Raw genomic sequence first — 11,737 nt, forward strand, 5'->3', positions numbered from 1 at the left:
ATCGGTGGGGATAAACCACTACCATTTCTGCCGCTGCCCCGGGAAATGAACCCCTTCCTTGGCTACCGGGCCATCCGGTTGTGCCTGGACCATCCTGAGATCTTCAAGCCCCAGTTACGAGCCCTGATTCGGGCCTCCCAGTATGGACCGCTGTCGATCATGTTCCCGATGATTGCGACGGTTCAGGAACTGCGTCAGGCCAAGCAGATCTTCAACGAATGTAAGGCTGAGCTGCAAGTCACCCAGCCGGGGATTGGTGATGATATTCGACTCGGGATCATGATTGAAATTCCCCTGGCGGCTGTCAATGCTGCCAACCTGGCCCAGGAGGTCGACTTCTTCAGCATCGGTACCAACGACTTGATCCAGTACAGTTTCGCTGCCGATCGGGGGAGCGACGCGGTCTCGTACCTCTACCAACCCCTTAATCCGGCATTTCTGGCTTTAATTAAGCACGTGATTGATGCCGCGCATGAACATAAGATTACGGTTGCCATGTGCGGGGAGATGGCTGGCGATAAGTGGGCTTTGCCGCTGTTGATGGGTTTAGGCCTGGATGCCTACTCAATGTCATCTTCGACCGTATTGCGGACGCGAAGTATGATGAGCAAGTTAGATACCCGTGAGTGTCAGCGGGTGGTGAATGACGCCATCAACAACTGTTCGACTGACCAGGATGTCAAGATGCTGGTGAAAAACAGCCTCAATATTAAGTGAACAAATGGGAGTGACTGTGTCGGTTACTCCTTTTTCATTACAAAATAATGAGAAAAAGATAGAATTTTATACAAAATTATAATATACTTTCCTAGAATTGAATTAGGAAAGGGACTTGATAGAAAATGAAAGATAATGCGCCAAAGCTTCGCCGGTCAATGACGGCGGGGCAGATGGAGATGATTTCGCTTGGTGGGGCCATCGGGGTCGGCCTGTTCATGGGGGCGACCTCAACGATTAAGTGGACTGGGCCATCCGTCATGCTGGCGTATGCCTTTGTCGGCTTGATTCTCTACATCGTGATGCGGGCACTGGGTGAAATGATTTATATCAACCCGGGGACCGGGTCGTTTGCCGATTACGCAACCGAATATGTTCACCCCTTGGCCGGCTACCTGGCGAAGTGGGCCAACGTCTTCGAATACATCGTGGTCGGGATGTCGGAGGTGGTTGCGGCCACGGAGTACCTTAAGTACTGGTGGCCCCATATGCATACTTGGGTTGCCGGAATCGTGATCATCATCTTCCTGGTCCTGGCCAACCTGGCAAGTGCTAAGGCTTACGGCTCGTTGGAATTCTGGTTTGCGATGATCAAGGTGGTCACGATCATCTTCATGATCTTATTGGGTTTCATGGTGATCTTCTTTGGCTTCGGTAATGGCGGCCATCCGACCGGCTTTAGCAACCTCTGGGCCCACGGCGGTTTCTTTACCGGCGGTGTCAGTGGTTTCTTCTTCTCCATGTCGATCATCGTTGGTTCATACGAAGGGATCGAACTGTTGGGGATCTCTGCCGGTGAGGTTGCCAACCCGCAGGAGGCAATTGTCAAGTCGGTTAAGTCAGTGCTCTTCAGAATCCTGATTTTCTACGTCGGTGCCATTTTCGTGATCGTGACGATCTATCCGTGGAATAAACTTTCGAGTGTTGGTTCACCGTTCGTTTCGACCTTTGCCAAGGTTGGGATCACGGCGGCGGCCTCAATCATCAACTTCGTGGTATTGACGGCGGCCCTGTCCGGGGCTAACTCCGGAATTTACAGCTCCAGCCGGATGCTCTTCAAACTGGCCCATGAGGGGGATGCACCGAAGCTCTTCGGCCGGCTCTCCAAGCGGGTGGTTCCAGATGCGGCGATTCTGGGAATTTCTGGGGGAATCCTGATCGGGTTCGTCATCGACATGATCGCGTCGATCTACAGCAAGTCAACGGCGGACATGTTCGTGGTCGTCTTCAGTTCGTCCGTCCTGCCGGGGATGATTCCGTGGTTTGTGATCCTGTTGGCTGAACTGCGCTTCCGCCACAACAATCCAGATCTGATGGTCGATCACCCGTTCAAGCTGCCGTTATATCCGTTTTCTAACTACTTTGCCTTTATCATGTTGATCGTGATTGTGATCTTCATGTTCGTCAACCCCGATACCCGGATTTCGGTGATTGTCGGGGCGGCAGTTCTGATCGTGGCGGTTCTGGTATACCTGTTCCGCCACCGGTCAGCAGTAAGCAGTAAATAGTCTTAAAATTTGAAACACCGCTCCGGTATGATTTAGCAGGGGCGGTGTTTTTAGTGTAGAATAGTGTGGTGATTTCAAAGTTAAAGTAGGAGGAGTTAGTTTATGAAAGATATTCAGCGTGACAGTCAAAGCAAGCAACTCGTGCGGGCCATTCTGATCGGTCTCTTGACTGGAGTAGTGGTGAGTCTCTTTCGCCTGGCCATCCAGCATGCGCTGATCCTGGTCGGCAAGAGCTTTCAATACTTTCATACACACCCACTCTGGCTGATTCCATGGGCCGGGGGTTCGGTCATCCTGGCGCTGTTGCTCGGCTGGATGGCGCAACGCAACCCCAACATCAAGGGATCCGGAATTCCCCAGGTTGAGGGGCAGCTCACCAGTCAGTTTGATGAGCAGTGGTGGCCGGTTCTCTGGCGGAAATTCGTCGGCGGGATTCTGGCGATTGGGTCCGGTCTCTACCTTGGCCGGGAAGGACCATCGATTCAACTGGGGGCCACGGTTGGTCAAGGAGTAGCTGAGAGTCTCCATTCCAACCAGCTTGACCGGCAAGTCGGCATCGCCAGCGGGGCCGCCGCCGGATTAGCAGCGGCCTTCAACGCCCCGATTGCCAGTACCATCTTCATCCTCGAGGAGGTCTACCATAACTTCTCGCCGGTGATCTGGCTGGCGACCTTCGTCAGTTCGCTTTGTTCCAACATGGTTTCGATGGTCTTTTTCGGCCTGCGTCCGGTCCTGGACGTTCCCTATGAACGGATGCTGCCGACAAGGTTTTATTGGCACCTGATTGTGCTAGGCCTGCTGTTAGGCCTGCTTGGGCGGCTGTATCAGATTGTGATCCTGCACCTCAATAGCTGGAGCGCTAAATTAAGGTGGCTGCCCCCGGTTGCCTACCCGGTGGTCCCCTTTCTGTTGGTAATTCCGATCGCCTGGTTCTGGCCGCAAACACTGGGTGGGGGGAACCAATTGATCGGGGAACTGCATCTGATGCCGGTTTCCGTCGGGCTGTTCTTCGGCCTGTTTGTCCTCCGCTTTGTCTTCTCAATGATCAGCTATGGTTCACAACTGCCCGGTGGGATCTTCCTGCCGATCCTGACGCTGGGAGCCGTCTTGGGGGCGCTCTACTGTGCCCTGATGAATCAACTCGGCTTGTTGCCAGCGGCGTACTTGCCTAACTTCATCATCTACGCGATGGCAGGGTACTTTGCCTGCATCAGCAAGGCCCCCTTCACGGCCATCCTGCTGATTACCGAGATGGTGGGGTCGCTTGCCCACTTGATGCCGTTAGCCACGGTGGCAGTGGTGGCCTACCTGGTCGTCAACGCCCTGCATGGCGAGCCGGTATATACGGCGATGTTCAACGCCTTCATCGGCAAGCACCCCAAGCAGCCGGACGAAAACGTCACAATGCCGGTGACCGTGTATGCAGGGGCGCGCTTGGACGGCTGTCAGGTGAAGGACTACCCGTGGCCGACTGATACCATCGTGACCCTGATCTACCGGGGCGAGGACAAGATCATCCCCAACGGCAAGACGACCATTCAGGCAGGCGATACCCTGCTGATTCGGGCTAATTTTACTTCGACCAAGCACTGTTATCGCCGGATAATGGATGCTGCCCACTATGCGAACGTATAGCATTAAGGCGGGGCTTATGGTATGATAATAAAGATATAGTGGGTAAAATATTAGGAGGAAAATTCCTTGTATAACACATTAATGACTTTATTTTTAATCGATTGCGTGGTTTTAATTGCATGTGTAATGATGCAACCAGCGAAGAACGATAACGACGCAATGTCAGCACTGACCGGTGGGGCTGGGGACCTCTTCTCCCGGCGCAAGGCCCGTGGTTTTGAAGCGGTCATGCAAATTGTCACAACAATCTGTGGGGCACTCTTCTTTATCCTGGCATTAGCACTGGTTTACGTATCATCACATTAGACATTGGTAGTGTGCCCCCTGCAGCGATTCAGGGGGCTTTCTTTTTATTGGAAAAGGATGGTAGTGATGAAAACATATACGGGTGAGCCATTTTACTTTACCGGCGGGCGACCGGCAGTGATCCTGCTCCACGCCTATTCCGGCAATAGCAACGACGTGCGGATGCTGGGGCGTACCCTCCAAAAGCATGGCTATACTGTCTATGCGCCGGTTTTCACGGGGCATGGCGGTGATCCCTGTCGGATCCTCAGTGACGGTGATCCTGACGAATGGTGGGCGGATACCCAGTTAGCGATCCGCCGCTTGCGGGATAGCGGCCATGACCAATTAGCAATCTTCGGCCTTTCACTGGGCGGCCTCTTTGCCACCCGGGCGCTGGAAAACGATGCTCAATTGAGCGGCGGCGGTGTTTTTGCCTCACCGATCACCACCTGGGGCCAGTCGAATGTACCGGAGTATTTCCCGCGGTTGGCGATGAATTACTACCGTAAGGAGCAGACGTCGCCGGCAATGGTGACTGAGAAGATGGCCTGGATCAAAGAACACCTGCCGGCTCAATTGGCGGCGATCCAGGCGATGACCAAGCAGCTGGATGCTGACCTGAATCAGATTCACCAACCCTTCTTCATTGCGCAGGGGGGCCATGATGAGATGATTGATTCGCAATCTGGCGCCCAGTTAGCCGAACGGCTGCGGGCTCAGGGGACGCCGGTAGACTACCATTTCTACCCCAATGCTACCCATTTATTGACGGTTAATACCGCTCACCGAAAGTTATTCGCGGACGTCTTAGATTATTTACAAAAATTATTCGAGGTATCAGATGACAACAAGAACAAACGATAAACAGCATTTAGAAGATCAAATTCTTAAATACTTAACTGATAATGCGGGGGTGAGCTACTCCGCCGAGCGGATCGCCTACCACCTCGGGATGGACAATGGTGATCAGTTTACCCCGGTTGTCCAGACCCTGGCTAAGCTGGAGCGGGACAAGAAGGTCCAGGTAACCGATAAGGGCGAATTTGAAGCCGTGATCAAGCAGCAGCCGCTGACCGGGACCTTCCATGGTAATGACAAGGGTTTTGGTTTTGTCGACTATGATCCGGACCTGCCTGACATGTACATCAACCCGGACCACACCATGCACGCACTGAATGGTGACCAGGTGACGGTCAAGGTCTTGCGTCCTGGCAAGCCGGGGACCGACCAGGGGCCTGAGGGTCAGGTTACCTCCATCGTCGAACACAACTACGAACGGGTGGTCGGCGAGTTCAAGCAGGAGACGGTTGGCAACTACATCGGCGAGATCCTGTTGAAGGATAAGAAGCTGAACTCGTATCGCTTCTTCGTTACTGACCAGGGTCTGAAGCCGATGGATGGCCAGGTCGTTACGGCAACGGTGGCCACTTACCCAGACGATGATTCCCCGAAGGTCATGACCGGGGCCGTCACGGAGGTCATTGGGGATAAGGATGAACCCGGCATCGACATCATGTCGGTGATCTATGCCCACGATGTTCCTCACGAGTTCCCGAAGGAGGCCCTTGAGCAGGCGGATAAGATTCCATTGCACGTCCTGCCAGAGGAAAAGAAGGGACGCGAAGACATCACCGACCAGCCGTTGGTAACGATCGATGCTATTGAGTCCAAGGACTTGGATGACGCCGTTGTAGCCTGGAAGATGGACAACGGCCACTACCACCTCGGGGTCCACATTGCCGACGTCAGCCACTACGTTAAGCCTGGGACACCGCTGGATAAGGAAGCCTTCAAGCGAGGCACCTCAGTTTACCTGACCGATCGGGTGGTCCCAATGCTGCCAAAGCGCCTGTCCAACGGGATCTGTTCACTGAATCCAGGTGAGGAACGGCTGGCCATGAGTTGTGAGATGGAGATCGATGAAAACGGCAAGATCGTCAACCACCGGATCTTCCCGAGTGTCATGCGGTCCCACGCCCGGATGACCTACAAGGCGGTCAACCGGATCTTGGAGGCTCACGACGAAAAAACGATTGCCGAATACAAGAACCTGGTCCCGATGTTTGAAACGATGGGGGAACTCCACCGGATCTTGCTCAAGAACCGGAAGCGGCGCGGCGCCATCGACTTCGAGGCCCCAGAAGCCAAGATCATCGTTGACGAGAAGGGCCACCCAACAGACATCCAACTCCGAGAACGGGGCCTGGCAGAACGGATGATTGAGTCCTTCATGCTGGCAGCCAATGAAACGGTGGCGGAGCACTACTTCAAGGAAAAGGTACCATTCCTATACCGGATTCACGAAACGCCGGACAAGGACCGGATCAAGTCCTTTGTTGACTTCCTGGAGGTCTTCGGCATCAACGTTCATGGTGACATCAACAACGTTAAGCCGAAGATGCTGCAAAACGTCTTGAAAGAAGTCGCTGGGAAGCCGGAGGAAGAAATGGTGCAGGTAATGATGCTGCGGAGTATGCAGCAGGCCAAGTACTCGGATGAAGAACTCGGCCACTTCGGCCTGGGCGCACCATACTACACCCACTTTACTTCACCGATTCGGCGTTACCCTGATGACACGGTGCACCGCTTGATCAAGTGGTACCACGAACACGGCAAGGATGAAAAGTCCAAGGCCCACTGGCGCGACAAGCTGCCGGAGATCGCCGAACACACTTCGGTTACTGAACGGCGGGGGATCGACACGGAACGAGACGTCGACAGCATGAAGAAGGCCGAATACATGGAAGACCACATCGGCGAGACCTTCGACGCGGTGGTCAGCTCCGTGATGAAGTTCGGGCTGTTTGTCGAGCTGCCGAACACGGTTGAGGGCCTGATCCACATCAGCGTGATGGATGACGATTACTATGAATACTCCGAGAAGCACCTGGCTCTGATCGGCCGCAAGACCCACCGGATCTTCCAGATTGGCCAGCCAATTCAGGTTAAGCTGCTCCGGGTCGACAAGGACCTGCGGGAAGTAGACTTCAAGATTGTTCATCCCGAAAACACGCCAACCACGAAGATTCGGGTACCGCATGATGACCGCCGGGGGAACCACGGCCACTTCAACCGGCGGGACCGGAACAAGCACAATGGTCACGTCAACAACCGGCAGATCAACCGGGGCCAGAGTCGGCACCACAACAATTCACGTGACCACCATTCCGAGGGTCGGCGCCACCGTCGTCGCTCATAATTTCAACGGAGGGATAGAATGGCAAAAAAATCCCAACACAATAATGACAATTTGATTGCCCAAAACAAAAAGGCCCGCCACGACTATTTCGTGACGGACACCTACGAAGCAGGGCTAGTCCTGACCGGGACTGAGATCAAGTCGGTCCGGGCCCACCGGGTCAACCTCAAAGATGGCTTTGCCCAGATTAAAAACGGCGAAGCCTGGCTGATGAATGTTCACATCAGTGAGTATGATAACGGGACCTACTTTAATCAAGACCCGCTTCGTAACCGGAAGCTCCTGCTCCACAAGAAGGAGATCCACCGGCTGACCGGAACGCTTCAGGACAAGGGGGTTACCCTGATCCCACTGAAGATGTACATCAAGCATGGTTATGCCAAGGTTTTGCTGGGGGTTGCCAAGGGTAAACACCAGTATGACAAGCGTGAGGCCATCAAGCGCCGGGAACAGAACCGGGAAATTGAACGGGTAATGAAACATTATTAGAACAAACAACGCACAACATCGCGAATTAACGGTGCTGTGCGTTGTTTATATTATGGCTAAAATCCATACCGAAGCTACCGGATAGCCGCGTTTTACGGAAACGTAGCCGTTTGGCCGAACGTTGCCCATGCCGTGCCCAGTGGTCAAGAACACTGGCAACCAGGATGGCCAGCGGTTCATCGGCTTCTTGTTCAACCTTCAGCTCGTGATAGTAGCTGCCGGTGAGCTCGACGGGCTGGATGGAGAAGACTTTCCGATTACCCTGGAAGACCCGGTAGCGGCCAGCTAAGGGCGAGCCGACAATGAACCAATTCAGTCCGCGGATATAGATCACTTGGCGGACAAAGCCCAGGGACTTGCCGACCGTGCCGACCCGTTGCCGATTGAGGTAGAGGGAGAACTTCGGCAACATACCCAATGATTGCTGCTTGACCTCGGCAAGCAGGGTCCCGCTGATCGAGTAAAGGGAGAGGACATCGTAATGTATTCCCCACTTACCAACCAGGAGATAGCGCGATCGGCCCTGGTGGTCACGAATAATCGTGGTCCCGCGCAGGTCGGTTGCGTGATCGCGCAGATATAATTGTCGCATTTTTTCACCACCAATCTACTGCTTTTAAATGTATTTTACCAGTTTGTCGGCTAATTGCATACTGGCAAAGCGTTTTCATTTCGGTGCGCAGGTAGAGATGAGATATGCTAAAATAAGAGACGAGGTGCTAATAGTCATGAAACAACTTATTCATAACGACTGGTGGGATGTCTTAAAACCACAATTTGAGAGTGCATATTATGCACAACTACGGGAATTCCTGAAGGAAGAATATACCCACTATACGGTCTATCCGGAGATGCATCACATCTTCGAGGCTTTTGAGTGGACACCCTTTCATGATGTCAAGGTGGTGATCCTGGGCCAAGATCCGTACCACGGACCACACCAGGCTCATGGGTGCAGTTTTTCCGTTCTCCCGGGAGTCCCGGTACCACCGTCACTACAGAATATCTATAAGGAGCTCCAGGCGGACCTGGGCTGTACTCCGGTTAACCATGGCTACCTGAAAAAGTGGGCCGACCAGGGAGTGCTGCTTTTGAACTCGGTACTGACGGTTCGTGACGGTCAGGCCTTTTCGCACAAGGGACATGGCTGGGAGCAGCTGACGGACGCGGCAATCCACGCCTTGTCCGAGCGCCCAAAGCCGGTGATCTTTATTCTGTGGGGACGGGCTGCCCGTGACAAGAAGAAGCTGATCAATTTGAACACTAACATTGTTCTTGAATCAGCACACCCGAGCCCGCTTTCTGCTAACCGTGGTTTCTTTGGCTCACGGCCATTCTCTAAGACCAACGAGGCACTTCAGGCAATGGGAGAAACGCCGATTGATTGGCAACTGCCGGCTAATCCGGTAGCTGGCAATCAGATCGCAAATTAGGTGTAGATGCTTGATGACCACTAATAAGGAGGTTTAGCATAATGGAACTATTTGATGAAATTGCTGCTAAGGTAAAGGGAACGGGTAAGACAATTGTTTTCCCCGAAGGTGAGGATAAGCGGATCCTCGGCGCTGCTGTTCGCCTGCAAAAGGATGGCCTGCTCAAGCCAATTCTGCTCGGGACCCGGGCAGAGATCGAAAAGACTGCGGCGGATAACAACTTTGACATCGCCGACCTGACGATCATTGACCCGCTTGAATACCCAGAGGCTGACAAGAAGGCCATGTTCGACGCTCTTCTGGAACGGCGGAAGGGCAAGAACACCCCTGAACAGGTTGAAGAAATGCTCAAGGACGTCAGCTACTTTGGGACCATGCTGGTCTACATGGGCAAGGCTGATGGAATGGTTTCTGGTGCGGTTCACTCTACTGGTTCTACTGTTCGTCCGGCATTGCAGATTATTAAGACCAAGCCAGGTGCCCACCGGATTAGCGGTGCCTTCTTGATGATCAAGGGTGACCAGCGCTACATCTTTGCTGACTGTGCCATCAACATCGAATTGGATGCTCCAACGATGGCGGAAGTAGCCGTTCAGAGTGCTAATACCGCCAAACTCTTCGGCATCGATCCAAAGGTTGCCTTGCTGAGCTTCTCCACGAAGGGCTCTGCCAAGGGTGACATGGTTACCAAGGTAGCCGATGCTACGGCGAAGGTTCATGAGATGGCCCCAGACTTGCCAGCCGATGGTGAGTTGCAGTTCGATGCGGCCTTCGTTCCTGAAGTTGGAGCATTGAAGGCTCCTGGCTCTTCAGTTGCTGGACACGCCAACGTCTTCATCTTCCCAAGCTTGGAAGCTGGTAACATTGGCTACAAGATCGCGCAACGGTTTGGCGGCTTTACCGCTGTCGGCCCGATCCTGCAAGGCCTGAACGCCCCAATCGCTGACCTCTCACGGGGATGCAGCGAGGACGACGCCTACAAGGTTGCCTTGATCACGGCAGCCCAAGCACTGTAATTAAAAATAATAATGGCCGGGAGTCGAAAATGACTGCCGGCTTTTTTAATGGAGGGAAGTGGGCACAGATGCGACGGTGGATGTCCTTGCCACTGATCATTGTCTTAGTCCTGGCGATCCTGCTGGGGAGTGGCAAGACCCTAGCTGATCGGCAAACGGCTAATCAGCAGCTGGCCCAGGAACTGGTGGAGCATCAAAGCTATGCCGACACGGATCCGGCTAACTATGGCTACGCAAAGTACATTCGGCAAATCAATGACCGGGGGCATGGGAAGATCACGGTCCAGGTCACGCGCAACTTTTGTCAGCTGTCTGATAACGATAAGACGAACGTGATGAACCAGGTCCAGGCCCTCGCCCGAATGGTTTTAACGGAAAATCGCCGGATCAGCAAGCATCAGGCCGCACGGGGACTTGAGGCGACGATTTGCTGCCAGAAGAAAGTGATTGGTCATAGCCGCGGTGACGACCACTATCGTTACCGGTGGTGAACCTTTGTCTTTCTGGGGACGGTAAGTTAGAATAGGGCTAAGATCAATATTTTAAGGTGGACTGTAAAATGAAAAAGTTAACGTTAACGAGCCGAGACGAAACGATCGCCCTCGGTGAGCAGATTGGCCGTCAGCTGGAAGCGGGGGATGTCTTAGTCCTGGATGGTGACCTCGGGGCTGGCAAAACAACCTTCACCAAGGGCTTGGCCAAGGGATTGGATATTCCCGACCTGATCAAGAGTCCAACGTTTACAATCATCCGTGAATACCAGGACGGTCGACTGCCTCTCTACCACATGGATGCCTACCGCCTGGAGAATGGCGGTGCCGAAGACCTGGGCCTCGAGGAATACTTCGATAGCGACGGTGTGAGTGTCGTTGAGTGGGCCGAGTTCGTGGAAGATGAACTGCCAGATGACTTCCTGGCCATTCACTTCAAGCGGACCGATGATGATAATACCCGGGTCTTGGAGTTTGAACCCCACGGCACCCACTTCAGCAAGCTGGTGCAGGATGTGGTGGCTTAAATGGCAGCTCAAGTAGAAATCAAGTTGGCAACGGCCGATGATGCCCCGGCGGTTCTGGACTTTTTGCGCCAGGCGGCTAAGGAGACCGACGCGGTCCTGATCCCGCACCTCGACCAGGTGACCGTAGACCAAGAGCGGCAAAACATTGAGATGATCAACCGCTTCGATGACTGCGTGGTTATGCTGGCAATGCTGGGTGAACAGCCGATCGGCATTGTGACGGTCATGGTGCTGGGCGACCGGCCCACTGCTGGTGAGCTCGGCGTGGTGGTTGCCAAGGACTATTGGCATAATGGAATCGGCCGCCTGCTGGTGGAAGAGGCCGAGTACTGGTTTGAAAACTACAGCAGCCTTTCGTCATTGGTGCTGAGTGTTTTCACCACGAACAAACCGGCAATCGCTCTCTATAAGCGGTGTCGCTTCGTCCAGACCGG

General features: G+C 53.7%; 13 protein-coding genes. 12 read left to right on the plus strand and 1 reads right to left on the minus strand.

What is annotated here, in order from left to right; genetic code table 11:
• The 7 genes from ACI31J_RS05280 to smpB all read left to right on the plus strand — a co-directional run.
• Window positions 1-717: putative PEP-binding protein (locus ACI31J_RS05280; protein ID WP_439773393.1), on the plus strand; the 717-nt coding region annotated here is incomplete at its 5' end.
• A 125-nt stretch (window positions 718-842) separates the two neighbouring features.
• Window positions 843-2,225: an amino acid permease gene (locus ACI31J_RS05285; RefSeq protein WP_439773394.1), complete on the plus strand. Its 1,383-nt coding sequence runs from the start codon at window positions 843-845 to the stop codon at window positions 2,223-2,225.
• Window positions 2,226-2,327: 102 nt separating this feature from the next.
• Complete coding sequence (locus ACI31J_RS05290; RefSeq protein WP_439773395.1) at window positions 2,328-3,860, plus strand: ClC family H(+)/Cl(-) exchange transporter; 1,533 nt, start codon at window positions 2,328-2,330, stop codon at window positions 3,858-3,860.
• A gap of 66 nt (window positions 3,861-3,926) precedes the next feature.
• Entirely contained in the window at window positions 3,927-4,166 is a 240-nt protein-coding gene (secG, locus tag ACI31J_RS05295) for a preprotein translocase subunit SecG (protein ID WP_057806936.1), read from the plus strand.
• 66 nt (window positions 4,167-4,232) lie between these two features.
• A complete protein-coding gene (locus ACI31J_RS05300; protein ID WP_439773396.1) occupies window positions 4,233-5,012 on the plus strand; it encodes an alpha/beta hydrolase in 780 nt (259 codons plus the stop codon).
• On the plus strand, window positions 4,990-7,347 hold the full coding sequence (gene rnr, locus ACI31J_RS05305) for a ribonuclease R (RefSeq protein WP_439773397.1): 2,358 nt from the start codon (window positions 4,990-4,992) through the stop codon (window positions 7,345-7,347). Before ACI31J_RS05300 ends, rnr begins: the two co-directional genes overlap by 23 nt.
• Before the next feature lie 18 nt (window positions 7,348-7,365).
• Entirely contained in the window at window positions 7,366-7,836 is a 471-nt protein-coding gene (gene smpB / locus ACI31J_RS05310; RefSeq protein ID WP_283593478.1) for an SsrA-binding protein SmpB, read from the plus strand.
• A gap of 25 nt (window positions 7,837-7,861) precedes the next feature.
• On the opposite strand, the gene ACI31J_RS05315 is transcribed toward smpB, so the two are convergent.
• Window positions 7,862-8,428 (minus strand): LURP-one-related/scramblase family protein, encoded by a 567-nt coding sequence (locus ACI31J_RS05315; protein WP_439773398.1) that lies wholly within the window; start codon window positions 8,426-8,428, stop codon window positions 7,862-7,864.
• Between the two features lie 136 nt (window positions 8,429-8,564).
• Here ACI31J_RS05315 and ACI31J_RS05320 point away from each other — a divergent pair, with 136 nt between their 5' ends.
• From ACI31J_RS05320 to ACI31J_RS05340, 5 genes are all read left to right on the plus strand, one after another.
• Window positions 8,565-9,269, plus strand: coding sequence for a uracil-DNA glycosylase (locus tag ACI31J_RS05320; RefSeq protein ID WP_439773399.1), 705 nt, complete (start codon window positions 8,565-8,567; stop codon window positions 9,267-9,269).
• A 41-nt stretch (window positions 9,270-9,310) separates the two neighbouring features.
• Window positions 9,311-10,285 (plus strand): phosphate acetyltransferase, encoded by a 975-nt coding sequence (gene pta / locus ACI31J_RS05325; RefSeq protein WP_439773400.1) that lies wholly within the window; start codon window positions 9,311-9,313, stop codon window positions 10,283-10,285.
• 68 nt (window positions 10,286-10,353) lie between these two features.
• Window positions 10,354-10,776 carry a hypothetical protein gene (locus tag ACI31J_RS05330; RefSeq protein ID WP_439773401.1) on the plus strand — a complete coding sequence of 141 codons (423 nt, stop codon included), beginning with the start codon at window positions 10,354-10,356 and terminating at the stop codon, window positions 10,774-10,776.
• Window positions 10,777-10,844: 68 nt separating this feature from the next.
• On the plus strand, window positions 10,845-11,303 hold the full coding sequence (gene tsaE, locus ACI31J_RS05335) for a tRNA (adenosine(37)-N6)-threonylcarbamoyltransferase complex ATPase subunit type 1 TsaE (RefSeq protein ID WP_439773402.1): 459 nt from the start codon (window positions 10,845-10,847) through the stop codon (window positions 11,301-11,303).
• Window positions 11,304-11,737 (plus strand): GNAT family N-acetyltransferase (locus ACI31J_RS05340; RefSeq protein ID WP_439773403.1); only part of this gene is annotated, 434 nt, incomplete at its 3' end.

The organism is Limosilactobacillus sp., assembly GCF_051873075.1.
Lineage (GTDB): Bacteria > Bacillota > Bacilli > Lactobacillales > Lactobacillaceae > Limosilactobacillus.